The following is a 25,405-nucleotide window of genomic DNA, read 5'->3' on the forward strand; positions in this document are numbered from 1 at the left end:
ATAATTAGTTTTTTACTACTCTAATCGAATCCTTATTAAATAAAACTTCTAAAACTTTTTTTGTAATTTGTGGACTATTAAGTCCAGCAATATCATACATATTTTTTTGATTATCTTGCTCTATGAATTCATCTGGAAGAGTCATAGATCTAAATTTTAAACCTTTATCAAATATTCCTTTTTCAGCTAATAAATTTTTAACATGGGATCCAAACCCTCCAATAGAGCCTTCCTCAATTGTAATCATTAATTCATGTTCTCTTGCAGATTTTAAAATTAAATCTTCATCTAAAGGTTTAGCAAATCTGGCATCTATAATTGTTGTTGAAATACCCTTTGCTTTCAATTCTTCTGCAGCTACTTTACATTCCTCAAGTCTAGTTCCTAAACTCAACAAACAAACCTGAGTTCCTTGGTGAATAATTTTTCCTTTACCTATCTCTATTTTTTCCTCTATTGAAGGAAGTTCAACTCCAACACCTGTTCCTCTTGGATATCTTATTGCACAGGGTTTATCATTAATATCAACCGAAGTATTAATCATTTTTACTAACTCAGCTTCATCACTAGCTGCCATCACGATAAAATTTGGCAAAGTTGACAAATAAGTAATATCAAAAGAACCTGCGTGCGTTGATCCATCTGCACCAACTAATCCAGCTCTATCTATTGCAAATCTTACAGGTAGACTCTGTATTGCTACATCATGTACAACTTGATCATAGGCTCTTTGAAGAAAGGTAGAATAGATGGCGGCATAGGGTTTATATCCCTCTGTAGCAAGACCTGCAGCAAAAGTAACTGCATGCTGTTCAGCTATACCAACGTCAAACATTCTTTTTGGAAATTCCTTACCAAAGATATCCATACCTGTTCCACCTGGCATTGCCGCAGTTATTCCGACAATCTTACTGTCTTTTTTTGCATGTTTAACAAGTGTATTTGCAAATACTTTTGTATAAGCGGGTAAATTAGAACCACTCTTTTGTTGCTCTCCAGTTTCAACATTAAATTTTGATACTCCATGATAGTGATCGCTAGCTTTTTCAGCATAAGAATATCCTTTTCCTTTTTGAGTTTTAATATGTATCATAATTGGACCCTCATGCTTTGAGTCTCTAGCATTTCTTAAAATAGGGATAAGTGTGGAAAGATCATGTCCATCTATTGGTCCTGCATAATAAAAACCAAGTGAGCTAAATAGTGTTCCACCGGTGACAGCAGAACGAAAAAAATCTTCTGCCTTTCCAGCTTTAGCACTAAATCTTTTTGAAAAAGCTGAGGTGATTAATTTTAAAGTTTCTCTTAAGCTAAAATAGATTTTTCCAGTAAATAACTTTGCTAAATATGTTCTCATTGCACCTACTGGTTTTGCGATAGACATATCATTATCATTTAATATAACGATCATTTTAGTTTTTGATACGCCAGCGTTATTCATAGCTTCATATGCCATTCCTGCACTAATTGCACCATCTCCAATAACAGCTATTACGTTTGAAGATTTATTTTCTAATTTATTTGCTTCAGCCATGCCAAGTGCAGATGATATAGATGTGGAACTATGAGCTGCACCAAATGGGTCATACTCACTCTCAGATCTTTTAGTAAAACCTGATAAACCGTTGCCTTGTCTTAAGGTTGTAATTTTTTGTTTTCTTCCCGTTAAAATTTTATGTGGGTATGCTTGGTGTCCTACATCCCAAATTAATCTATCATTAGGTGTATCAAAAACATAGTGCAGAGCTACAGTTAGTTCAACAACCCCTAGACCTGCACCTAAATGTCCACCGGTTTTAGATACTGCACTGATCATTTCTTCTCTAACTTCATCAGCTACTTGTTGTAAATCATTTTCAGAAACTTTTCTTAAATCGGATGGAAAGTTAATATTATCTAAAAACTTGTAATTATTTTTCATTTATTTCTATTCAATATAAATTCTAATGTATCGTTTAAATTTTCTGATTTTGAACCATAAATTTTTAAATTTCTATTAATATCTAAAATAATCTTACCACAAAATTTGATTGAAGCATCATAGCCCAGTAAACTTATAAGTGTAGCTTTGCCTTTTTTTTGATCTTTTTTTGTTCTTTTCCCAGCAATTTTAGAATTACCTTTAAAATCTATTAAATCATCTGCTATTTGAAAAAGAAGACCAATATTAGAACCAATACTCTCAAAAAATTTTATTTCCTTAAGACTTTTCTCCTTAATGATTGCTGGTACTGCACAACAAAAACTAAAAAGTTTTCCTGTTTTTTTAATTTCCATATCTATAATTTGTTTTTTTGAAACTTTCTTTTTTTCAAAATCTAAATCTAAATATTGACCACCCGCTATACCCAAATGTCCTGAACACATAGAAAGTTTATCTACTAATTTAACTTTAATTTTGTCTCTCAACTTTAACTTAGAGCTAGTTAAAATTTCAAAAGCCATTGTTAATAATGAATTTCCAGCGAGGACAGCTGTCGATTCACCAAATTTAATATGAGCTGATGGTTTACCTCTTCTCATATTATCATTATCCATACATGGTAAATCATCATGAATAAGAGAATAAGCATGAATACATTCCACGGCAGCACCTATAGCAATTAGTGTGTGATAGTTAATTGAGAATAACGATCCAATATCAATTAATATTTTAGATCTAATTTTTTTTCCTCCAGGAAATAATCCATACTTCATTGCATAAATTAATTTGGAATTTTCTTGTTCCTGAATGTATTTTTTCAAGAATAAATTGGTATCTTTTGCAATTTTATTAAGTTGATTTTTCACTTTTTCTTAATGATATCCTTAATTTTTTTATTTGTATTTTCACTAATAGATCTCAAATTTTTTTGAAATTTTTTTTCAATTAAATTATTTAATTTTAGTAACTCTTGATAACTTTCTACAGAATTGTCTAGGTCATCTCTTTCTTCTAAAGATTTTATCATTTGATTTGCTTCATCTGTTAACTCTTCAAGCGTTCTATTATCATAATCGAGTGGTAAATTTTTATCTTTCATATATTAATCATTACTATTACATGAAAAATATTCAATCAAACATCAAAAAAGCGAAAAATTACTTAGATAAAAGTCATTGTGTAGCTGTTCCAACAGAAACTGTTTACGGACTCGCAGGTAACGCATACTCGGACACTGCTGTTAAAAAAATTTTTAACCTAAAAAGAAGACCTGCTAACAATCCACTAATTGTTCACTACTATAATTTAAAAAAAATTTCAGATGACTGTGAGATAAATGATAATTTTATTAAACTTTATAAAAAATTTTCTCCAGGACCAATAACATATATATTGAAGCTCAAAAAAAATTCTAAAATATCAAAGTTTGTAACTAATAATAAAAAAACAGTTGCTATACGATTTCCAAAACATCCTATATTTAGAAAATTACTCAAAAATTTAAAATATCCAGTTGCAGCACCAAGTGCTAATATTTCTTCAAGATTAAGTGCTGTAAAAGCGGCAGACGTCAAAGATGAATTTGGCAACAAAATAAAATTTATTTTGAATGGTGGCGTTTGTAAAATTGGTGTCGAGTCTACAATATTAAATGTAATAAATAAACCTAGATTACTAAGATATGGAGGATTGAGTGTTTCAAAGATTAAAAAAACTTTGAAACAAAAAATAATAATTAATATAAATTCAAAAGATAAAATTTCTCCTGGTCTTTTTCCTTTACACTATTCTCCAGGGTTACCTTTAAGAATGAATGCAAAAAAAAGCAAAAAAAATGAAGCTTTTGTACTCTTAAAAAAAAGAGAAAATATATCTAAAAATATTTATTATTTAAGCAAAACAAATAACTTAAATGAAGCTGCCAAAAATTTGTACAGTGTTTTGAGGAAAATAAAAAAAGATAAATATAAATCAATAGCTGTAGAAAAAATACCAAATGAAGGAATTGGAAAAACAATAAATGACAGACTCAAGAGAGCATCAAACTTCAAATGAAAAACTCAATAGAAGTAATAAATCTATCAAAATCATATAAGACTAAAAAAGCAGTTAATAATATAAATTTCAAAATTAATGAAAATGAAATAGTAGGACTGTTAGGTCCAAATGGTTGCGGAAAAACAACAACAATCGGAATGATACTAGGATTATTAAAACCCACAAGTGGCCAAGTCTTAATTAACGGTAAAAATATTGAAAATAATAAAATTTCAATTCTACACAAAATGAATTTTATTTCTCCCTACATTGAATTGCCTAAAAAATTAACAGTAAACCAAAATTTAATTGTATATGGGAAACTATATAATATTCAAAATTTGAATGAGAGAATTAATTTTCTCTCAGAAAAATTAAGATTGGGAGAACTTTTAAATAAAATTACGGGAGAGCTGTCATCAGGACAAAAAAATAGGGTAAGTCTTGCAAAAGCATTAATTAATGATCCTACTGTGCTCTTGTTAGATGAGCCAACTGCTGCTCTAGACCCCGAAACAGCAGATTTTATTAGAACCTTTTTAGAAAAGTATAAAGAAGAAAAAAAAATATCTGTTTTGCTGGCTTCTCATAACATGGATGAAGTAAAAAGATTATGTAATTCCGTTATGATGATGAAAGATGGTATAATCGTAGACAGTGGTACCCCAGAAGATTTAATAAAAAAATATGGACAAAAAAACTTGGAAGAAGTTTTTTTAGAAATTGTTAGGAAAGATAAATGAATATTACAAGAATATATGGATTATTTTTAAGGCATTTTTATTTAATTACTAGGTCGTTCCCGAGAATACTTGATTTAATATATTGGCCTTCTATCCAGATAACTCTTTGGGGTTTTATTTCCAATTTTTTTGCAGCACACAGTTCATACTATAGTGGAGCTGTTGGAGTTATATTGTCTTGTGCAATTCTTTATGATTTTCTTTTTAGAACAAGCATTGGTTTTAATATGTTATTTTTAGAAGAAATTTGGAGTAGGAATTTTACTAATTTATTTATTGCTCCAATGAAAATTAGTGAAATAATTACTGCACTTGTAATCACCGCTTTAATAAGAGCTTTAATCGGATTAATTCCAGCGATACTTTTAACCTCACCATTATTTGGCATATCTATATTAAACTTGGGATTACCATTAGCTTTTCTTTTTTTAAGTTTGTATATTTTTGGAATTACTTTGGGGCTTTTTGTATCAGCTGGGTTGCTAAGATTTGGGCCATCTTTTGAGAATATTGCGTGGTCTACAATGTTTTTATTGGCACCTTTTGGCTGTATCTATTATCCAGTTGAAATTTTACCTGAAATATTTCAATCAATAGCATACACATTGCCATTAGTTTATATATTTGAAGAAACCAGAAATATCTTAGTCAATGGAATTGTTAGCTATGAAAATATTCGTATCGCACTTTCACTAAATGCATTTTATTTTACAGTTGCTATAGCAACTTTTTATTTTTCGTTTGATAAAGCTAGAGAAAAAGGGACATTAATTAATATTGGAGAGTAAATGGTGCGCCTGCAAGGAGTCGAACCCTGAACCTCCAGAGCCGAAATCTGGCGCTCTATCCAGTTGAGCTACAAGCGCATTTAGTATTAATATTATATTTTATGGAAAAAAGCATTAATTTTATAGTTGAAGAAGAAGAAAAAAATTTAAGAGTAGATGTATTAATTAACAAAAGAGACGAAATTATTAGTAGAACCAGAGTTAAAAATTTAATTTTAAAAGAAAAATTAAAACTAAATAATGAAATAATTAAAAATCCATCTAAAAAAGTTTCGATTGGTGATGTTGTAAATCTTACGATTCCAGAACCAGAGATTGCATCTCTAAAACCTTATGATTTTAAATTAAATATTGTTTATGAAGATTCTGATTTATTAGTAATTGATAAACCTTCAGGAATTATAATGCATCCTGGAGCAGGAAATTATGACAAAACAATTGTAAATGCATTAATGCATTACAATAAAGAATCTTTATCAACTATTGGGGATGAATTAAGACCTGGAATTGTGCATAGAATTGATAAAAATACTTCAGGTTTAGTTGTTGTAGCAAAAAATAATGAGACCCATGAAAATTTATCAAAACAATTCAGTAAGCACACAATTATTAGAGAATACCAACTTTTAATATGGGGAAAGCTAAGACCATCTTTTGGTAGGATAGAAACATTTATTACTCGTAGTTCAAAAAATAGACAACTTATGGAAGTGAGTAGTTCAAAGGGTAAGAAAGCTGTAACAAACTATAAAACAATTGAAATTTTCGAAAATAAAAAAATACCAACATTAAGTTTAGTTGAATGCAAATTAGAAACTGGTAGAACTCATCAAATAAGAGTGCACATGAACTATAAAGGAAATAGTTTAGTTGGTGATGACAAATATAAAAAAAAATATAAAAAATTAAAAAACGTTGATTTTGACATTCAAAATTCAATTACAAATTTAGACAGACAATTTCTACACGCAAAGACTTTAGGCTTTCTTCACCCTAGAACTCAGAAAGAGCTGATTTTTACCTCAATTTTGCCTCAAGAACTAAATAATATTTTAAAAATGCTTAGAAACACTGAAGAATAAATTATTGAAAATTAAGTATAATTAACTAAATAAACTCTGCTATGAGCACAACTATGAGCAACAATCTTCCTACACTATCCAATGAGGGTGGTCTTTCTGCATATTTAGAACAGATTAAAAAATTCCCAATGTTGGCCGCAGAAGAAGAATATATGTTAGCCAAAAATTGGAAAACAACTGGAAATATTAAAGCTGCTGAAAAATTAGTAACTAGTCACTTAAGATTAGTTGCAAAAATTGCTATGGGATACAAGGGTTATGGTCTGCCAATTAATGAAATGATTTCAGAAGGAAATGTTGGTTTGATGCAGGCTGTTAAAAAATTTGAACCTGAAAAAGGTTTTAGATTAGCAACTTATGCTATGTGGTGGATTAAAGCGTCCATCCAAGAATATATTTTAAGGTCTTGGAGTCTTGTAAAAATTGGAACAACAACTGCTCAAAAAAAATTATTTTTCAATTTAAAAAAAATTAAAAACCAAATATCTCCTGAAACTGAAGGTGATTTAAGGGATGAACACGTAAACCATATTGCTAACAAACTAGATGTGAGTAAAGAAGAAGTTGTTTCAATGAACAGAAGACTTTCTGGAAAAGAGTTTTCATTGAATGCTCAAGTTGGAGAGGATGGTGATGAATGGCAAGACTGGTTAGTAGACAAAGAGCTTGATCATGATTTAAAATTTGCTCAACATGAGGAAATGGAGCAAAGAAAAGACTTATTAAAAGATTCTATTACAGTGCTTAATGATAGAGAAAGAGAGATATTGTATTCAAGAAGACTAAATGATGATCCAACAACCCTGGAAGATTTAAGTAAAAAATATAAAATAAGTAGAGAAAGAGTTAGACAAATAGAAAATAAAGCATTTGAAAAACTTCAAAAACAAATGTTACTTCTAGCTAAATCAAAAAATTTATTACCAGCGAATTAAGCTTCAAAAGGATTTTCAATTAAAATAGTATCATCTCTTTCAGGACTAGTAGAGACGCTAGATATTTTTGCACCAATAAAATCTTCTACTGCAAAAATATATTTTTTTGCATTATCAGGTAAGGAGTCCATATTTTTAATTCCACTAGTAGACACTTTCCAGCCTGGAAAAGATTTGTAAATTGGTTTTATTTTAATTTGATCCTCGACAGCAGCAGGCAAATAATCTAATTTTTCTCCATCGAGTTCATAAGCAACGCACATTTTAATTTCATCTAACTCATCAAGAACGTCCAATTTTGTTAAAGCTATACCATCTATACCTGAAACTTTAATTGTTTGTCTTACTAGAACACCATCAAACCAACCACATCTTCTTTTTCGACTTGTAACAGTTCCAAATTCTTTTCCACGTGTACCCAAAAGTTCACCAACTTCATCAGTTAGTTCTGTTGGAAAAGGTCCTTCCCCTACTCTTGTTGTATAAGCTTTTGTAATTCCTAAAACATAGTTTATTGAATTAGGGCCACATCCTGTTCCAGTAGCTGCGCTCGAAGCAACTGTATTAGATGAAGTTACAAAAGGATAAGTTCCATGATCTACATCAAGTAAAATACCTTGGGCACCTTCAAATAAAATTTTCTTTTTTTGCTTTTTAAATTGGTCAATTTTAAGCCATACAGGCTGTGAAAATTTTAATATTTTAGGAGCAATTTTAAGTAAATCAGATTTAAGTTGATCTTTTTCAAAAATTTTTTTTCCAAGTCCTTTTCTAATTGCGTTATGGTGTATCAATACAGAATCTAATCTTTGATCTAAATTTTTTTCCGATCTTAAATCCATAACCCTTATTGATCTTCTTCCTACTTTATCCTCATAAGCAGGTCCAATTCCTCTTCTGGTAGTTCCTATCTTACTTTTTCCTGCTGTGTCTTCTCTAATTTCATCCATTTCTCTATGGAAAGGCAAAATCAGATTTGCCGATTCTGATATTATAAAATTATCTACATCTACTTCTACTCCTTTAGATTTTATCTCTTCAATTTCTTCCAATAAGGCCCAAGGATCTACAACAACACCATTACCAATTATTGATATTTTACCTTTTCTAACAATACCAGATGGAAGTAATCTTAGCTTATAAGTAACGCCATCAATAACAAGAGTGTGGCCCGCATTATGACCACCTTGAAATCTAATAACTACATCTGCCTGTTCAGATAACCAATCAACAATCTTACCTTTTCCTTCATCGCCCCATTGAGATCCAACAACAACTATATTTTTCATTAATTAAATTTTTTATTTACTTTTATAGAAATGAGATGGTTAATTGGACCATGACCTCTTCCATAATTTGGGTTTGTTTTAATAGCTGAATTTACATACTTAATTCCAAGCTCACAAGATTTCTTTGCTGGTTTTCCACACGACACAAATGTAGTGACTGCACTTGATAAAGTACAACCTGTACCATGAGTATTGTTTGTTTTGTAACGCGTACTGTTAAAAATCTTAATATCTTTTTTATTAACAAAAACATCCTTAACTATTTTATTTTTTGAATGTCCTCCTTTAATAAGTACATTTTTAGCTCCAAATTCCATAAGCTTGTTTGCAGCGTAAATCATATCTTCAACAGATATGATTTTTGTTTCAGTCAAAATTTCAGCTTCAGGAATATTAGGAGTAACTAGTGAAACTTTTTTTATTAATTCCGATTTTAATAACTTTATTGCTTTATTATCTATTAATTTAGCACCACCTTTTGCAACCATGACGGGGTCTAAAATAATATTTTTAACTTTAATTAAATTTAAAGCCTTAATTACCATCTTGATAACATTAGATGAGTGTAACATCCCTATTTTGATTGCATCAGGCTTAATATCTTTGGAAGTAAAAACAATTTGATTGAAAATTTCTTTTGGATTGATACCTACTATTGATTTTACACCTGTAGTATTTTGAATTGTAACTGCAGTTATAGCTGTCATCGCATAAGAACCTAGAGCTGTAACAGTCTTAATATCAGCTTGTATACCAGCTCCACCAGATGAATCTGAACCTGCAATAATTAAAATTTTCGAATTTGGTTTCAATTTATTTTATTTTTTTGGATATCATGTTTACACATCTGGATAAAAGTATTTTATTTTCACTTTCTGCCATCACTCTAATTTTAGATTCTGTTCCTGATTTTCTAACTAAAACTCTTCCTTGACCATTAATTAATTTTTCTGAAAGTTTTATAACTTTTTTTATTTCAGGTTTATTAATAATATTTTTATCTTTAACAGTTATATTTTCTAATAATTGAGGAGTTTTTTTAAAACTCTGAAAAAATTCACTCGTTTTTTTACCTTTTCTCAGAGCAAAAAGAACTTCTAAAGCTACAAGCAGCCCATCTCCGGTTGTTGCAAATTTACCTAAAATAATATGTCCTGATTGTTCACCACCTAAATTAAATTTAAATTTTCGCATTTTTTCTTTAACATATCTATCACCTACATTAGCTCTTAAAAATTTTATTCGATTTAATTTTAAATATTTTTCTAATCCATAATTTGACATTAGTGTTCCAACAACACCACCTTTTAGCATTTTTTTATTTTTCCATCTTGTTGCTAAAGCAGCTATTATTTGATCACCATCTACAATGTTACCTTTTTCATCGCACATTATAATTCTATCAGCGTCTCCATCTAAAGAAATGCCAATATGAGCTTTATATTTTTTTACAGCTGTTCTAATTTTTCTTGGAAAAGTTGAACCGCAATCTTTATTAATGTTCAAACCATTTGGCTTTACACCTATCGCTATAACTTTAGCACCTAATGATCTTAATAATTCAGGCCCTGCTTTATAACCAGCACCATTGGCACAATCTATGACAATTCTTAATCCTCTTAAATTGAACTCTTTTGTGAAATTTTTTTTTAATATTTTAATATATTGTTTAGTTCCTGTTTCTAACCTTTTAACTCTTCCTAACTTTTCAGGACTAGAAAGGTTATTTGATATTTTTTTATCTATAAGAGCTTCTATTTTTTTTTCTATTTTATCTGATAATTTCATTCCATCAGGACCAAATAATTTTAATCCATTGTCGTAATGAGGATTATGAGAAGCTGTAATCATAATACCCATATTGGCCTTCATTTCTTTTGTAAGCATAGCCAATCCATTAGTTGGTAAAGGGCCCAAAGTGTAAACATGCATGCCAGCAGAAGCCAAACCAGAAACAAGCGCTGGTTCGAGTGTATATCCTGACAATCTTGTATCTTTTGCTATTATTGCTGTTTGTTTTTTTTTCTTTTGGGATTTAAAATATGTACCACTAGCTAGTCCAAACTTAAAAAACATATCTCCATTAATATTTTTGCTATTAACGGCTCCTCTTATTCCATCTGTTCCAAAATATTTTTTTGCCATTATTTATTTGTTATCTCTTTGAAAACTTTAATTGCTTGCATAACTTCATTAACATCATGAATTCTTAAAATCTGAACTCCTTGTGTCATCAAATATAATGATGACGATATTGTTCCTCCAATTCTAGTAAAGCTATCATTTTTTTTGGAAATATCTCTAATAAATCTTTTTCTAGAATTTCCTACAAGTATAGGAAATCCTAATGAATGAAAAATAGAAACACTTCTGATTAAATTCATATTATGTTTCAGTTTTTTTCCAAACCCGATTCCAGGGTCTAAAATTATATTGTTATGTTTAATACCTTTAGACCTTAGAAGTTTTATTTTCTCCTCAAAAAAATCATAAATATCTAGTAATTCATTATTATATTTTGGATTTTTTTGCATATTTTCTGGTGTTCCAAGCGTGTGCTGAATGACAAAAGGAACTTTATTTTTTTTTAATACGTTTATTGTTTCTGTATCAAAACTTAAGCCTGAAACATCATTAATTAGTTTTACACCTAATTTAATTCCATTTTTCATTATATCAGATTTTCTAGTATCCAAAGAAATCGGAATTTTTTTTACAATAGATTTTAAGATTTCATTAATTCTTTTCCATTCATCTTCTTTATTTACTGTCTTTGAACCTGGTCTTGTTGACTCTCCTCCAACATCGATTAAATCTGCGCCATCGTTATATAGTTTAAAAGCATGACTTATTCCTCTTTGTTTTGTATTAAATTTTCCTCCATCAGAAAAACTATCAGGGGTAAGATTTAAGACACCTAGTATATTTGGAACTTTTTTAAATTCTAAGTTAGAAAAATTTTTTTTTTTAGTTTTAATTTTTTTTAAATCTAAATTAACTTTTTTCTTTAAATCATTTGGTAAATATTTTATTTGATTAATTGAAATTTTTTTCTTTGATTTTCTAGTTATTATTTCAATATGATCAAACGATATTTCCCTAATTTGATGTAATGGTATAGCTTTTTTTTTACTTACTAAAATTTTTGATTGATTACCATAATAGAAATTACACGCTCTTGTGTAATATCTTTGCATTATAAATTAATGAACAATTTTTGGTTTTAGACCCATGGCTCCTAAAGCCGATTCATGATCATCTTTTGAGTCTTGATTTTCTAAAATTTTATCTTTTGGATATAAGTTTTTGTTAATTATGTTCTCAATCTCTTCACCTGTTAAGGTTTCGTAAGTAATTAATGCTTTAGCAATTTTATGTAGATCGTCAATTTTCTCAGTCAAAATTTTCTTTGCTTGATTATATCCTTCGTCGACTAGTTTCCTAATCTCCTTATCAATTTTTTGAGCAACTTCTTCAGAAACTGATTGTGTTTGAGTAACCGATCTACCTAAGAAAACTTCCTCTTGATTTTCTCCATATTCAACTGGACCCATCTCCTCACTCATACCATATTTAGTTACCATCGCTCTTGCAAGTTGAGTAGCTTGATTAATATCTGAACCACTTCCTCCACCTGCTCCTGTAGAAATGTTATCTTTTCCAAAAATTAACTCTTCTGCAACTCTTCCTCCAAAACAAACTGCTAGTCTAGCTTTTAAATATTTGATTGAATATCCATGTTTATCTCTTTCTGGTAAATTCATAACCATTCCCAAAGCTCTTCCTCTTGGAATGATAGTGGCTTTGTGAATTGGATCGTAACTAGGCATATTAAACGAGACTAAAGCATGACCACCTTCGTGATATGCGGTAAGTTTTTTTTCATCCTCAGTCATCACCATTGATCTTCTTTCAGCACCCATTAATACTTTATCTTTTGCCTCTTCAAATTCTAATAAAGTTACAATTCTTTTATTTTTTCTAGCTGCTAATAAAGCAGCTTCGTTAACTAAGTTAGCTAAATCTGCTCCTGAAAAACCGGGGGTCCCTCTTGCAATAGTTCTTAAATTTACATCGGGTGCCATCTTAATTTTTTTCACATGGACTTTTAAAATTTTTTCTCTTCCAATAATATCTGGGTTTGAAACAACTACTTGTCTGTCAAATCTTCCAGGTCTTAATAGTGCTGGATCAAGTACATCAGGTCTATTTGTTGCTGCAATTATGATAACTCCCTCATTAGTATCAAACCCATCCATCTCTACTAATAATTGGTTTAAAGTTTGCTCTCTTTCATCATTACCTCCACCTAAACCTGCACCTCTACTTCTTCCAACTGCATCTATTTCATCAATGAATATTATGCACGGAGAATTTTTTTTACCTTGTTCAAACATATCTCTTACTCTTGATGCTCCAACACCAACAAACATTTCAACAAAATCTGAACCAGAGATGGTAAAGAAAGGAACTCCTGCTTCACCTGCAATAGCTCTTGCTAACAAAGTTTTTCCTGTTCCTGGAGGTCCAACCAATAAAGCACCTCTAGGTATCTTTCCACCAAGTCTACTAAATTTTTTAGGGTCTTTTAAAAATTCTACAATTTCTTCTACTTCTTCTTTTGCCTCTTCTACTCCAGCAACATCATTAAATGTTACTTTGCCTTTAAGTTCATTCATCATCTTAGCTTTTGACTTGCCAAATCCCATTGCTCCACCTTTTCCACCTTGCATCTGTCGCATAAAAAATATCCAAACAGCAATTAATAAAAGCATTGGGAACCAAGAAAGTAATACACCAAATAAAGATGGCATTTTTTCTTCTAACGGAGCTGCTGAAATACTTACTCCTTTATCTGATAATTTTTCAATTAAATTTGGATCGTTTGGAGCATAAGTTGAAAATGAATTTCCATTCGAGTAAACACCCTTGATGTTGTTTCCCTGTATCTCAACTTTTAAAACTTCTCCATTTTCAACTGAAGTTAAAAAATCTGAAAAAATTATTTGATTTCCTCCTCTAATATTTGATTGAGGATTTTTAAACATGTTATAAAGACCAATGGTTAAAAAAACTATTATTCCCCACATAGCCAGATTTTTAAAATTCATGGTGTAAAGATAAGAATTATTGCAAATTAAACAAGTGACAAAATAACTATAAATTTAGTGATATTAACGCTCTTTATATACAATTACAGTTTTCTTGATTTTTTTTATTACACAATTTCCAAGTGTAGACTTAAAAGTAATTTTACTCTCTAGATTTTCTAAAATATTGGTAATTTTTTTACCTCTGGGCGGAAAATACTTTTTCCCAACTAATTGTAAGATTTTTGAAAATGACCTGAACAAAACTTCTTGAGGAAAGTTAAAAAATTCTTCTTTTAATACAACTTTATTGTGAGAAATAATCGAATTTTCTTTTAAATTTTTTTCACAAAAAAACTGGATTGATTGGTCGACACTTTTTAAATTATTAATTGATAATTTAAATTTACTTTTATCTAAACCTTCACTTTCAAGATTTTTAATTAAATTTCTTACTCTCACTCTTGTAAAAATTTCATCTTCATTTGAAGGGTCTTCTATATATTTATTAAACACCTTTTTAGAGATGAGGATTAAATCTTTTTTTTCAACGTTTATTAAAGGTCTTAAGATATTTACATTATTCATCATAGACGTTTTATCTAAAGATACTATACCCTTTAAACCACTTCCTCTTAAAAGCCTTATAAAGAAATTTTCATAAACATCATCTTCATGATGACCAAATAGAATGTTATTAATCTTAAATTTTTTTGATTGATTAATTAAGAGATTATATCTTTTTTTTCTTGCAAGAGATTGAATATTATTTTTGGGTTTTTTCCCATTCCATTTTAAAATATCTAAATCTATAGAAAAATCCTTCAAAAGATTTTTTACAAATAAAGCTTCTACAGATGAATTATTTCTCAATTTATGATCAACTAGAAAATATTTTACTTTTAAAGATTTTTTAATTGAATAAATTTTTGAAAAAAAAGCTAAAGCAAGACTATCGGGGCCACCTGATACAGCAACTGTAAAATTGTTATTTAAATTTAAATTATCTTCAAATTTATTATAGATTTTATAAATTCTTTTATCTCTTAACTTATTAAGAAGTTGTTTATGAATCTTGCTTGACGCATTCAAATTTTTTAGACTCATATTTTGCTTTTTGTATTACAGACTGATTTGCATTCGGATATTGCAACTCTACACCATTAATCATCTTACAGCCTTGATCTTTTTCACCAATTTGAACCATTGAAACTCCAAGTTTTAATAAATTTATTGGAGCTTTCTTTCCTTTTGGATATTTTTGATAACCTTCTAGATAAGCTGAAGCAGCATCAGTATAAAGTTGTCTTATTCTGAAAGTTTCTGCATACCAATATTGAGCACTACCTGCTAATTCATCTTCAGGATTTGATAATACAAATTCTCTAAAAGCTCTTTCGGCTGTACTGTAATCTCCAACTTTTAAGAAACTTGTTGCAAATTCATATTGTTCTTTTGTAGTTAAATCTATTGGTAAAATTTTATCTTCAGCTTGAAAAGTTTCTTCTACAATGGAAGCGGTAGTGTCAACTGATTGAATCTGTTGATTCTTCTCTGAAGTTTCCATATCTTTATAAGAAATTGTACCTAACTCCTGAGGCTGTGAGCTTCCAGGTAGAATTTGCTTTTCAATTTTGGGCGCAGAACTCAGTTGTTGACTGCTGTCAATTACATTAACAGAACTTAAATCATTTTCTATATCTTGAAACCTTATCTGATTATCAGATTGTAGCTTGGATACTCTATTTGAAAGTTTATCAAGCTTAAAATTAATTTCCTCAAATTTATTAGTAAGTTCTCTAAACTGCTCCTCTACCTCTGATAACTTTAATAAATGTCTAGTCAAAACATCCTCAGAATTATTATCGAGACTTGATACTGATTGATTATTTGTTGTACTTTCTATTTCAATTGATCCTGAGTAAACGGCTCTTTCGAGAGTTTTTAAATCTTTTTTAATTAAATCTAAAATTTCATAAATATTGTGGTTATCTGAGTAAGCAATTCCTGAAAAAAAGAAATTTAGTATTATTATTAAATTAAATGATGTTGATCTAAAAAGTGATCTCATTAAATTTTTATATGATTATAAAAAGGCAAAAAAAAGACCCTAAAAGTTTTAAATTTTAGGGTCTTTTTTAAAAATTCTCTAGTTTGCTTTAACAGTAACTGATCTTCTGTTTTTAGACCATGCTAAAGGATTTGATCCTGAATCAACAGGTCTTTCTTTACCATAACTGATTACAGTAATTCTGTCTGATGAAACACCATAAGTCATTAGATAATCTTTTGCAGCATTAGCTCTTCTTTCACCAAGTGCTAAGTTATATTCTCTTGTACCTCTTTCATCTGCATGACCTTCTAAAACTACTGTGATGTTAGAATTTTCTCTTAACCAAGCTGCTTGGGCTCTTAATGTTTCTCTAGAAGCAGTTGTTAATATAGACTCATTTGTTGCAAAGAACACTCTATCAGCAACACCGTCTGCTAAATATTTTACGCTATCTGTTCCAACGTAAACATCACCTTGCATTTGACCTGCAATTTTTTCAATCTTAGTTACTTCTTCTTTTTTAGTTTCTTCTTTTGGTGCCTCTTTTTCAACGGCTACTTCTTTTTTAGTTGCACACGCTGTTAAAATTATCCCAGCAGAAATAACTAGTAACGTGTTTTTGAAAATTTTGTTTAATCTCATTAATTTGCTCCTTGCTGCTTTTTCAAATAATACTTTTTTCACAACTAAATAGATGTTTCAACCCAAAAAATCAAGAAATTTAATAGTTTTTAACGATAAATTGATATTAATTACTTAATAAAGACGACCAAGATGGGTCGGACGCATCTGTCTCAGTTGTAATCAATCTTTCATTGTAACCAGTTAAATCAATAGACCACAATTTAGCAGAAAAACCTTCACCTTTAGAATTAGTTTTTGTTTCTCTATAAAATATCAAAACTCTCCCATTGGGTGACCAAGATGGGGCCTCTTGATAATAGTTTTCTGTTAACAATCTTTCACCAGTTCCATCTGTTCTCATCACTCCAATATAAAATTTTCCTTTATGTAATTTTGTAAACGCTATCAAGTCACCTCTAGGAGACCAAACTGGTGTTCCGTACAAACCATTACCAAATGAAATTCTTTTCACATCACTTCCATCATTTTTCATGACATAAATTTGTTGGTAACCACTTCTGTCAGAGTTGAAAGTTATATATTTTCCGTCTGGAGAATAAGAAGGTGATGTATCAATTGAGGGATGATTGGTTATTCTCTCTACCAATCGAGTTTCTAAATTCATCGTATAAATATCTGATTTTCCATCTTTTGCGAAACTCATGATTATTTTTTTACCATCAGGTGAAAATCTAGGAGCAAATGTCATTCCAGGAAAATCTCCCACAACTTCCTGCGTTCCTGTTTCAATATCTAAAAGATAAACTCGTGGCATATTTTTAAAATAAGATAAATAAGTAACCATTTGACTTGCAGGATTAAATCGTGGAGTAAGCACAAGTTCATTTCCTAAAGTTAGAAATTTATTATTAGCACCATCTTGATCCATGATAGCTAATTTTTTTATTCTTTGCGTTTTTGGTCCTTCTTCAGCTACATAAATTATTCTTGTATCAAAATACCCTTTTTCTCCTGTTAATCTCTCATACACTTTATCTGATATGATATGACCAACTCTTCTCCAATTTGTTGGTACCGTTGTAAACGCTAAAGCCATTATCTCTTTTGCGGCAAGCACATCCCAAAGTCTAAACTCAACTCTTAATTTATCATTAATAAAATTTACTTTACCGGTAATAAGAGCTTGAGCTTTAATTAAATTCCAATCCTCAAATCTTGGTTTTAAATTTGCTATATCTGGAGCCTGTAAAAATGCTTTTTTATCTAAGGGATTAAATAAACCTGAGGTTCTTAAATTATTTTCAACAATTAGTGATATTTCAGATCCAATGTTCTCTTTATCTAAAATCTGTTCAAAATTCTTTCTAGATGTTTCATCTATTGACAATGGGGAGACTGCAAGTGGAAGAGGGTTTAAGTTCCCCCTTGTGATATCAACTTCAATTAATGCTAAAGCTTTTATTGGAAAAAAAACAAAAATAAAAATTATAAATTTTTTAATCATAAATTATTTATACTAACCTCCTAACATCTCTCTTGCATCAAAATTTAATTGTAATTCTTTCCATCTCTCATAGCCAGAAGCTGGAACTCTTAAAGGTTGACATAATCTTACTGCTCTTAAGGCACTTTCTGCTAAGACTTTATAAAAACCTTGTCCAGGTTTATTCATTCTAGCATGATCCAATATCTCAGTTTTTGTGACTGAACCATCTGGTTTAAGTTTTAATTTTATTCTGACTAGTAAATTTTCATCATATGGCAAACCTAAAGGTATGCTCCAACAACCAAATATTTGGGCTTTTAAAGCATCTTCCTCACTTAGAGTAAGCTTAGAGTTTTCAACGTTTCTTACTTGATCTTGTGTAACATCATTATTGATTTTCACTTTTTCCGCTGTTTCTTCTTTTGATTTATCTATCAATGCAGCAATGTTATTTGGATCAAATAAATCTTTTTTTTCAAACTCAGATACTTGCTTTACTTCATTATCTACCTTTTCTGGATTTTGTTTTTTTTCCTCTTTAGTCTTTAATTTTTTTACCTCTTTATCTGGCAAAGGGACAGCTTCGGGATTTTGTTTTTCTATCGTTTTGTTTTTTTTCTCTGAAACAACAGTCTTGGTTTTAGTTTTTTTTACTTTTTTGGGTGGAGCTTGTTCTGAAACAAGTTTTTTTTCTTTTTCTTTTACTTTTTCAATAATTTTTTTTGCTTTAGGCGCAAAAGGAATATTTGTTTCTTCTGTTATTTGAATTAATTCAACAGAAACTATGGGTGGAAGGTCTATTGGTTTTTTTGACAGAAAAGGCAAACTTAAAGCTGTAAGGACAACTAAAGATATGTGTAAAGCTGAGGATATAGCTATACTACTACTCTTCACTGTAACTACCTTTGTTTAAGGGGCTCAGAGATTAGCGCAACCTTTGTAAAACCAGATCCAGATAATAAACCCATTATCTCTAAAACTCTTCCATAGTTTATTGTTTTATCACCTCTTACATAAATTCTTGTGTCAGTTCTATTTTTTGAAACAGCTAAAACTTTAGCAATTATATTGTCATACTCTACTTTTGATTCTTGAATAAAAATTTCACCTTTCGCATTAATAGAAAGTGTTAAAGGTTCTGTTTCCTCAGGCAAAGAATCTGCTGAACTCTCAGGTAGATCAACCTGAACACCTACTGTTAAAAGCGGTGCAGTGACCATGAATATAATTAATAGAACCAACATCACATCAACAAAAGGTGTTACGTTAATCTCACTCATTGGTTCTTTTGATGAGCGATTTAATTTAAAAGCCATTTAAATTATTGTTAAAAATCTTTTTGAAAAATTCTCTAATTTTTCTAAGTATTTTTTTGCGTCAGTATTAAATTTATTATAAGCAACTACCGCAGGTATCGCAGCTAACAATCCTAATGCAGTAGCAAACAACGCTTCGGCAATACCAGGCGCAACTATTGCAAGACTAGTATTTCTAGAAATAGCAATTGACTGAAAAGAATTCATAATTCCCCAAACTGTTCCAAATAATCCAATAAATGGTGCGGTTGAACCAACAGTTGCTAAAAAAGTAAATCCTTTTTCAATCTTTGACATTTCTTTTTCTATTCCACCCTCAAGGAAGGCTGTCATTCTTTCACTCAAATTTGTTTTAGATTTTTTCTTTAGTAAGTTTTCCATGGCATTTTGGAATACTAAAGACATTGGGTCTTCTAAATTATTTGGTAAACTATTATAAAAATTTTCAGCAGATTTAGAGTTCCAAAATTTTTCTTCAAATTCCTCTGAAGATTTATTTATTTTTTTAAATAGTCTATATTTTTCTATAATCACCGCCCATGAGTATACTGAGCATAGTATTAAGCTAATCATTACTGCTTTAACAATTATGTCTGCTTTTAAAAATAAACTAAGAAGTGAAAAATCTGTATTTGTTCCTAAGTCTATTGCATTTGCGGCTATGTCTGCTTCCATAATCACTCATCACACTTAATTGTGTCATGAATTTGACTATATAATTTTAAAGATTAGTCATTTTTATATGTTTCATTAAAATAACTAGCTATCAGAATTGCATCAGCTTTATTGGAGTCTTTTTTTTTAGATAAATTTGAGGAAAAATAAGGAAATATTTCAATAGCTCTTGTCCTGCTAGCATCCTTTTCTGAATTAATTAAATTAAAATATTTTTTCCATTTTGCAGGTCTTACAAAATAAATTGGTAACTGCATTGCACTGCAAATACCTTTTAAAATTCCAAAAGATTGACCAAAATTAAACATACTAGTTACACCTTGACCTGGCATAGCTGAAACTTGTTCTATAACAACTTTAATATTTTTTTTTTCATATGTTTTTATTCTAAAAGAAATTTCATTATATATTTGAGATCCGTTCACTTGCTTTTTATTTTTTTTCCCTTCGGTCATTGTTGGCATCTCAAGCACATCTTTAATTATTCCATCCTCTAAAAAACATATAGATCCTGATATTCCTGGATCAATTCCTATTATTAACATTAAATATTTCCCAAATTTACGTTTGAAAAAACGTTCTGAACATCATCGTCATCTTCTAGATTTTCTAAAAATTCAATCACACTCTCTTTTTCATCATTTTGAATATCAACACTATTGATTGGCACCCACTCAATCTCTGTGGAAATAAAATTTGCAATTGTATTTTCTAAATTTTTTTTAACATTATAAATTTCATTTGAAACACACTGAACTTCATGAAATTCCTGGTGAGAAATACATTCCTCTGCACCAGCTTCTATAGCCAATTCAAAAATTTTGTCTTCTGATATTTCATTTTTATCAATCTTTATTATCCCAAGTTGTTTAAAGTTATGAGATGCTGATCCTTGCGTACCTAAACTTCCACCAGATTTTTGAAAAATGGTTCTCACATTGGAAGCTGTTCTATTTTTATTATCAGTTAAAGTTTCAACAATTACAGCAATTTTATTTGGTCCAAATCCTTCATATCTCAAATTTTCAAAATTTGCACCAGATGCAGCAGAAGATTTATCTATTGCCCTTTCAATATTATCTTTTGGCATATTTGCTGATCTAGCAGCCTGTACTGCTGATCTTAATCTTGGGTTCATTGCAGGATCTTTGTCTCCGAGCTTTGCAGCTACAGTAATTTCTTTAGACAACTTTGAAAAAATTTTTGAACGTTGCTTATCAGCTTTTCCTTTTTTATGTTTAATACCTGCCCAATGAGAATGACCTGCCATATATAAATTAAATATTTTTTAGTTTATCTCCAAATATATAACTATTAATGTTTTTAGCTAAACCAGTATTTATATCACAATCAACAATAACACCAGACAAAGTCCCTTCCCCAACTGCTGGAAAATGTTTGACCGAGTCTTTTTTTAGAAATCTGTTTAAGGAATTTTCTTTGTCCATCCCAATTACAGAGTCATAATCCCCACACATACCAGCGTCTGTCTGGTATCCAGTACCATTGTTTAGTATTCTTGCATCATTAGTTGGAATATGAGTGTGAGTTCCAACAACTAACGTTGCATGACCATCAAAAAAGTGACCTATAGCATTTTTCTCACTAGTAATTTCACCATGAAAATCAACCACTAATAAATCGTAGTCATCTTTTAATTTATACTCACTTAAAAATTTTTTTGAAGTTTCAAAAACATCATCACACTTTTTCATAAAAACATTGCCCATAAGGTTAAGTACACCGATTCTAATATTTTTATCAGTTTTGAAAATTTGAAATCCTCGGCCCGGTGCAGGTTCAAAAAGGTTTTTAGGACGTAACAATCTCTCTTCTTTTTCTATGTACTTCATGATTTCTTTTTGATCCCATACATGATTACCAGTTGTTATTACGTTAACACCACAGTTATAGAAATCTTTGCAAATTTCCTCCGTCAAACCAACCCCTTGAGCTGCAGCATTTTCACCATTAGTAATAACAAAATCAATTTTTTTTGTTTTAATTTCACTAAGTAAGCTACTTGTAAGTTTAGAGCACCCCGAAATACCAACAACATCGCCTAAAAATAAAATTCTCAAAATATTAAACCTTTTTCAGTAATTATTAAATCAAGCTTCTTATCATAATTATCAACTGGTACTTCTTTTAATTCTTGAAAAGAAAAGGCAAATCCTACTTTAAATACCTTTTTTTTAATTTCAATTTTTTCAATATAACGATCATAAAAACCACCTCCATAACCTAAACGATTAAAATATTTATCAAAAGCTAATAGTGGAACTAGTAATATATCTGGATAAACTTTCTTTTGAGATAATGGTTCAATAATCCCGTATTTGTTTATCTTTAATGGATTATCTTTGGACCATTCATAAAAGTCCATTTGGTTGTTTTTCTTGATGATCGGTAATGAGGTAATTTTTTTATTTTTACTAAATAAATTTAAAACTTCTAAATCATCTATTTCATGATTGCATGGATAATATCCTCCAACAATTTTTGTTTTAAGCTTATTATCGCTTAGAAATTTAATTAATTTTAAAGAATTAATTTTCAAATTTTCTTGAAAATTTTTTTTTCTAAGTGATGTAATCTTTCTTCTTAATTTAGATTTATTCACAAATTTATTGAGATAAATTTTCTTGTTTTGCTTTTTCGACAAAACTTGAAATTTTCTCTGCAGCAGTATCAATTAAATCTTCATATTTTTTTTGATTAGTTTCAATCTCGATTTTTAATTTTTCATGATTTAAATTTAACTCTTTTATTTCATCCTCTTTTTTATCTTTATATTCATAAATTAGAGTTTTTAATTCTTTAAATTTATTTGATAAATCTTTTAATTCTTGTTTCTTTTGTTCAACTTTCTTTTTTGTTTCGTAGTATTCATCCATTATTTTAACTGCTGTAATTAATAAAAGTTTATTCTCTCCTAAATTACCAAGATCATTTTTTAAATGATTAAATTTTTGATTTATTTGAATTAACAATTCCTCTAGATGTTCCTCTTGTCCATCATCACAAGATAGTAGAAACTCTTTATTATTAAATTTAATACTTACATTTGCCATTTATCAATCTCTTCCAACAAAGTATCTGTTTCTTGATTTAATTCATCAATTTTCTCTGAAAACTCTATTTGTTTTCTTTCTTCCGCCTTTTCTTTACTTCTGAACTCATCTAATCTTTTAGACAAAATTTCGTTCTTATCTATTAGCTCTTTATATTTTTTTTCTAACTCATTTTTTTCAATCTCTAATTGATTTTTTTGCAAGTTAAGATTTTCAATATTATTTTCCAAAACCGGATTAGTTAGATCTAAATTTTTTAATTCCTCTAAAGCTAGATTAAGTTTTTTTTCTTTTTCGTTTATAGAATTCATATATATATACTTATAATATTAAATAGAATCTTCTTAGTCTAGTCAGGATAATTTTGAGTAAAATACATAACGATTTAGCAAATTGTATCAGATTTTTATCTATTGATGCAGTTCAAAAAGCTAATTCTGGTCACCCTGGGATGCCAATGGGCATGGCGGACGTTGCAACGGTACTTTTTAGGCATTTTTTAAAATTCAATCCGCAAAATCCAAATTGGATAAATAGAGATAGATTTGTTTTATCAGCCGGGCATGGTTCAATGCTTCTTTATTCATTGTTATATTTAACTGGTTATAAAAGTATTTCGTTGAATTCGATAAAAAAGTTTAGACAACTAAACTCTATTTGCGCAGGTCATCCAGAGTATCATCCAAAATCTGGAATTGAAACAACCACTGGGCCACTTGGACAAGGAATAGCGAATGCAGTTGGATTTGCAATAGCTGAAGAAGTGCTCAAAAAAAAATTAGGTAAAAATCTTATTAATCATAAAACTTATGTTCTTGCTGGCGATGGTTGCTTGATGGAAGGTATTAGTCACGAGGCAATGAGTTTAGCTGGTCACTTAAAATTAAAAAATTTGGTGATGCTTTTTGATAATAATAATATTTCGATAGATGGTCCAACAAGTCTTGCAGTATCAGACAATTTTAAAAAAAGATTTGAAAGCTATGGATGGGATTACATATTAATTGATGGTCATAATGAAAATCAAATTTATAGAGCTTTAAAAAAAGTTCAAAATGCAAAAAAACCAACAGTAATTTCTTGTAAAACAAAAATTGGATATGGATCTCCAAATAAATCTGGCAAGTCGTCTTCACATGGTAGTCCTTTGGGATTAGATGAAATTAAATTAGTAAGAAAAGTACTTAAGTGGAAATATAAACCTTTTGAGGTTCCAAATAAGTTATTGAAAGAATGGAGAGCTATAGGAGGCAAGGGTCAGTTAATTGAAAAAAAATGGAACAAATTAATAAAAAAACAAAGTAAAAAATTAAATCTAATCAAAAATAATAATAACTTTAAAAATATTTTAAATTCAGAAAAAAAACTTGCAATTAAAGAACCTAAAAGCTTAGCAACAAGAAAATGTTCTGAGCTAACTTTAAGTGCATTAACCAATGCAAATAATAATCTTATTGGTGGCTCTGCAGATTTAACTGGATCAAATAATACAAAAACAAAAAAACATAAAATTATTACACCAGGAAATTTTGATGGAAATTATATTCACTATGGTGTCAGGGAACATGCGATGAGCGGGATAATGAATGGAATCTCACTCCACAGTAATTTTATTCCTTATGGTGGAACTTTTTTAATATTTTCTGATTACTGTAAACCATCAATAAGATTATCAGCTCTAATGCAACAAAGAGTTATTTATGTAATGACACATGATTCAATTGGCTTAGGTGAAGATGGGCCGACACATCAACCAATTGAGCAATTGTCTGGTTTAAGATCTATTCCGAACCTAAATGTATTTAGACCTGCAGACAGAATTGAAACAATTGAATGCTGGGAACATGCATTAAAAACTGCAAAAACTCCAAGTGTATTGTCTCTAACAAGACAAAATTTAGATCCAATCAGAAAAAAATATTCCTCAAATAATAAATGCTCACTTGGTGCTTATGAAGTGCTTAGAACAAATAAGAAAATTAAATTAACAATTTTGGCAAGTGGTTCAGAAGTAAATCTTGCAATCGAAGCGAGTCATAAACTTGCCAAAGATAAAATTTATTCTAAAGTTATTTCAGTACCTTGTATGGAGCTTTTTGATAAACAAAGTAAAACTTATAAAAATAAAATACTAAATGAAACCAAAAATAAAATCTCTATAGAAGCTGGCTCTAGTGATTGTTGGAAAAAGTATGTTGGAGAAAATGGAAAAAATTTTGGAATTAATGAATTTGGTAAAAGTGCTCCGTTTAAAGAAATATATAAATATTTTGGGCTAACAAAAGAAAATATAACCAACAAATCAAAAAATTTAATTAAAAATTAATT

General features: G+C 29.6%; 27 protein-coding genes and 1 tRNA gene. 6 read left to right on the plus strand and 22 right to left on the minus strand.

The window, feature by feature from the left end:
• Window positions 1-4: 4 nt before the first annotated feature.
• The 3 genes from dxs to ACTTBO_RS07420 are packed head-to-tail and all read right to left on the minus strand — an operon-like array spanning window position 5 to window position 3,023.
• The gene (gene dxs / locus ACTTBO_RS07410) at window positions 5-1,921 is read right to left on the minus strand and encodes a 1-deoxy-D-xylulose-5-phosphate synthase (RefSeq protein ID WP_440657080.1); all 1,917 of its coding nucleotides are present in this window, start codon (window positions 1,919-1,921) and stop codon (window positions 5-7) included.
• On the minus strand, window positions 1,918-2,790 hold the full coding sequence (locus ACTTBO_RS07415; RefSeq protein WP_440657081.1) for a polyprenyl synthetase family protein: 873 nt from the start codon (window positions 2,788-2,790) through the stop codon (window positions 1,918-1,920). Before ACTTBO_RS07415 ends, dxs begins: the two co-directional genes overlap by 4 nt.
• The gene (locus tag ACTTBO_RS07420; RefSeq protein WP_440657082.1) at window positions 2,787-3,023 is read right to left on the minus strand and encodes an exonuclease VII small subunit; all 237 of its coding nucleotides are present in this window, start codon (window positions 3,021-3,023) and stop codon (window positions 2,787-2,789) included. Before ACTTBO_RS07420 ends, ACTTBO_RS07415 begins: the two co-directional genes overlap by 4 nt.
• Before the next feature lie 20 nt (window positions 3,024-3,043).
• Between ACTTBO_RS07420 and ACTTBO_RS07425 the strand changes: the two genes are divergently transcribed.
• The 3 genes from ACTTBO_RS07425 to ACTTBO_RS07435 are packed head-to-tail and all read left to right on the plus strand — an operon-like array spanning window position 3,044 to window position 5,492.
• Complete coding sequence (locus ACTTBO_RS07425; RefSeq protein WP_440657083.1) at window positions 3,044-3,979, plus strand: L-threonylcarbamoyladenylate synthase; 936 nt, start codon at window positions 3,044-3,046, stop codon at window positions 3,977-3,979.
• Window positions 3,976-4,704 carry an ABC transporter ATP-binding protein gene (locus ACTTBO_RS07430; protein ID WP_440657084.1) on the plus strand — a complete coding sequence of 243 codons (729 nt, stop codon included), beginning with the start codon at window positions 3,976-3,978 and terminating at the stop codon, window positions 4,702-4,704. The genes ACTTBO_RS07425 and ACTTBO_RS07430 overlap by 4 nt, the downstream gene beginning before the upstream one ends.
• Window positions 4,701-5,492, plus strand: coding sequence for an ABC transporter permease (locus ACTTBO_RS07435; protein WP_440657085.1), 792 nt, complete (start codon window positions 4,701-4,703; stop codon window positions 5,490-5,492). The genes ACTTBO_RS07430 and ACTTBO_RS07435 overlap by 4 nt, the downstream gene beginning before the upstream one ends.
• Before the next feature lies 1 nt (window position 5,493).
• Here ACTTBO_RS07435 and ACTTBO_RS07440 read toward each other — a convergent pair.
• Window positions 5,494-5,570, minus strand: a tRNA-Arg gene (locus ACTTBO_RS07440).
• 23 nt (window positions 5,571-5,593) lie between these two features.
• Between ACTTBO_RS07440 and ACTTBO_RS07445 the strand changes: the two genes are divergently transcribed.
• Together ACTTBO_RS07445 and rpoH are read left to right on the plus strand one after the other, a co-directional pair.
• Window positions 5,594-6,574 (plus strand): RluA family pseudouridine synthase, encoded by a 981-nt coding sequence (locus tag ACTTBO_RS07445; protein ID WP_440657086.1) that lies wholly within the window; start codon window positions 5,594-5,596, stop codon window positions 6,572-6,574.
• A 53-nt stretch (window positions 6,575-6,627) separates the two neighbouring features.
• Entirely contained in the window at window positions 6,628-7,509 is an 882-nt protein-coding gene (rpoH, locus tag ACTTBO_RS07450) for an RNA polymerase sigma factor RpoH (RefSeq protein WP_262590531.1), read from the plus strand.
• Here the strand turns inward: rpoH and ACTTBO_RS07455 are convergent.
• The 18 genes from ACTTBO_RS07455 to ACTTBO_RS07540 form a co-directional block, all read right to left on the minus strand.
• Complete coding sequence (locus ACTTBO_RS07455; protein ID WP_440653681.1) at window positions 7,506-8,798, minus strand: adenylosuccinate synthase; 1,293 nt, start codon at window positions 8,796-8,798, stop codon at window positions 7,506-7,508. The genes rpoH and ACTTBO_RS07455 overlap by 4 nt on opposite strands.
• The gene (thiD, locus tag ACTTBO_RS07460; protein ID WP_440657087.1) at window positions 8,798-9,610 is read right to left on the minus strand and encodes a bifunctional hydroxymethylpyrimidine kinase/phosphomethylpyrimidine kinase; all 813 of its coding nucleotides are present in this window, start codon (window positions 9,608-9,610) and stop codon (window positions 8,798-8,800) included. Before thiD ends, ACTTBO_RS07455 begins: the two co-directional genes overlap by 1 nt.
• A 1-nt stretch (window position 9,611) precedes the next feature.
• Complete coding sequence (gene glmM, locus ACTTBO_RS07465; RefSeq protein WP_440657088.1) at window positions 9,612-10,943, minus strand: phosphoglucosamine mutase; 1,332 nt, start codon at window positions 10,941-10,943, stop codon at window positions 9,612-9,614.
• Window positions 10,943-11,995, minus strand: coding sequence for a dihydropteroate synthase (folP, locus tag ACTTBO_RS07470; protein WP_440657089.1), 1,053 nt, complete (start codon window positions 11,993-11,995; stop codon window positions 10,943-10,945). Before folP ends, glmM begins: the two co-directional genes overlap by 1 nt.
• 6 nt (window positions 11,996-12,001) lie before the next feature.
• Window positions 12,002-13,909 carry an ATP-dependent zinc metalloprotease FtsH gene (gene ftsH / locus ACTTBO_RS07475; RefSeq protein ID WP_440657090.1) on the minus strand — a complete coding sequence of 636 codons (1,908 nt, stop codon included), beginning with the start codon at window positions 13,907-13,909 and terminating at the stop codon, window positions 12,002-12,004.
• A gap of 63 nt (window positions 13,910-13,972) precedes the next feature.
• A complete protein-coding gene (gene tilS / locus ACTTBO_RS07480; protein WP_440657091.1) occupies window positions 13,973-14,995 on the minus strand; it encodes a tRNA lysidine(34) synthetase TilS in 1,023 nt (340 codons plus the stop codon).
• The gene (ybgF, locus tag ACTTBO_RS07485; RefSeq protein WP_440657092.1) at window positions 14,955-15,959 is read right to left on the minus strand and encodes a tol-pal system protein YbgF; all 1,005 of its coding nucleotides are present in this window, start codon (window positions 15,957-15,959) and stop codon (window positions 14,955-14,957) included. Before ybgF ends, tilS begins: the two co-directional genes overlap by 41 nt.
• Before the next feature lie 78 nt (window positions 15,960-16,037).
• Window positions 16,038-16,583, minus strand: coding sequence for a peptidoglycan-associated lipoprotein Pal (gene pal, locus ACTTBO_RS07490; protein ID WP_440651922.1), 546 nt, complete (start codon window positions 16,581-16,583; stop codon window positions 16,038-16,040).
• A gap of 106 nt (window positions 16,584-16,689) precedes the next feature.
• The gene (gene tolB / locus ACTTBO_RS07495) at window positions 16,690-18,030 is read right to left on the minus strand and encodes a Tol-Pal system beta propeller repeat protein TolB (RefSeq protein ID WP_440657093.1); all 1,341 of its coding nucleotides are present in this window, start codon (window positions 18,028-18,030) and stop codon (window positions 16,690-16,692) included.
• A gap of 12 nt (window positions 18,031-18,042) precedes the next feature.
• Complete coding sequence (locus tag ACTTBO_RS07500; RefSeq protein WP_440657094.1) at window positions 18,043-18,906, minus strand: energy transducer TonB; 864 nt, start codon at window positions 18,904-18,906, stop codon at window positions 18,043-18,045.
• Window positions 18,907-18,911: 5 nt separating this feature from the next.
• Entirely contained in the window at window positions 18,912-19,328 is a 417-nt protein-coding gene (tolR, locus tag ACTTBO_RS07505) for a protein TolR (RefSeq protein WP_075506058.1), read from the minus strand.
• Window positions 19,329-20,003, minus strand: coding sequence for a protein TolQ (gene tolQ / locus ACTTBO_RS07510; RefSeq protein WP_440657095.1), 675 nt, complete (start codon window positions 20,001-20,003; stop codon window positions 19,329-19,331).
• A gap of 53 nt (window positions 20,004-20,056) precedes the next feature.
• Window positions 20,057-20,548 (minus strand): crossover junction endodeoxyribonuclease, encoded by a 492-nt coding sequence (locus ACTTBO_RS07515; protein ID WP_440657096.1) that lies wholly within the window; start codon window positions 20,546-20,548, stop codon window positions 20,057-20,059.
• Window positions 20,548-21,273 (minus strand): YebC/PmpR family DNA-binding transcriptional regulator, encoded by a 726-nt coding sequence (locus ACTTBO_RS07520; protein ID WP_440657097.1) that lies wholly within the window; start codon window positions 21,271-21,273, stop codon window positions 20,548-20,550. The genes ACTTBO_RS07515 and ACTTBO_RS07520 overlap by 1 nt, the downstream gene beginning before the upstream one ends.
• Before the next feature lie 7 nt (window positions 21,274-21,280).
• On the minus strand, window positions 21,281-22,084 hold the full coding sequence (locus ACTTBO_RS07525; RefSeq protein WP_440657098.1) for a TIGR00282 family metallophosphoesterase: 804 nt from the start codon (window positions 22,082-22,084) through the stop codon (window positions 21,281-21,283).
• A complete protein-coding gene (locus tag ACTTBO_RS07530) occupies window positions 22,081-22,626 on the minus strand; it encodes a 5-formyltetrahydrofolate cyclo-ligase (protein WP_440657099.1) in 546 nt (181 codons plus the stop codon). The genes ACTTBO_RS07525 and ACTTBO_RS07530 overlap by 4 nt, the downstream gene beginning before the upstream one ends.
• Window positions 22,627-22,630: 4 nt before the next feature.
• Window positions 22,631-23,077: a cell division protein ZapA gene (locus ACTTBO_RS07535; RefSeq protein ID WP_440618064.1), complete on the minus strand. Its 447-nt coding sequence runs from the start codon at window positions 23,075-23,077 to the stop codon at window positions 22,631-22,633.
• Complete coding sequence (locus tag ACTTBO_RS07540; protein WP_440657100.1) at window positions 23,065-23,388, minus strand: 5-formyltetrahydrofolate cyclo-ligase; 324 nt, start codon at window positions 23,386-23,388, stop codon at window positions 23,065-23,067. Before ACTTBO_RS07540 ends, ACTTBO_RS07535 begins: the two co-directional genes overlap by 13 nt.
• Before the next feature lie 53 nt (window positions 23,389-23,441).
• Between ACTTBO_RS07540 and tkt the strand changes: the two genes are divergently transcribed.
• Window positions 23,442-25,403, plus strand: a complete 1,962-nt coding sequence (tkt, locus tag ACTTBO_RS07545; protein ID WP_440657101.1) for a transketolase — start codon at window positions 23,442-23,444, stop codon at window positions 25,401-25,403.
• Window positions 25,404-25,405: the final 2 nt, after the last annotated feature.

This window comes from Candidatus Pelagibacter sp. HIMB1509 (assembly GCF_052047855.1).
Lineage (GTDB): Bacteria > Pseudomonadota > Alphaproteobacteria > Pelagibacterales > Pelagibacteraceae > Pelagibacter.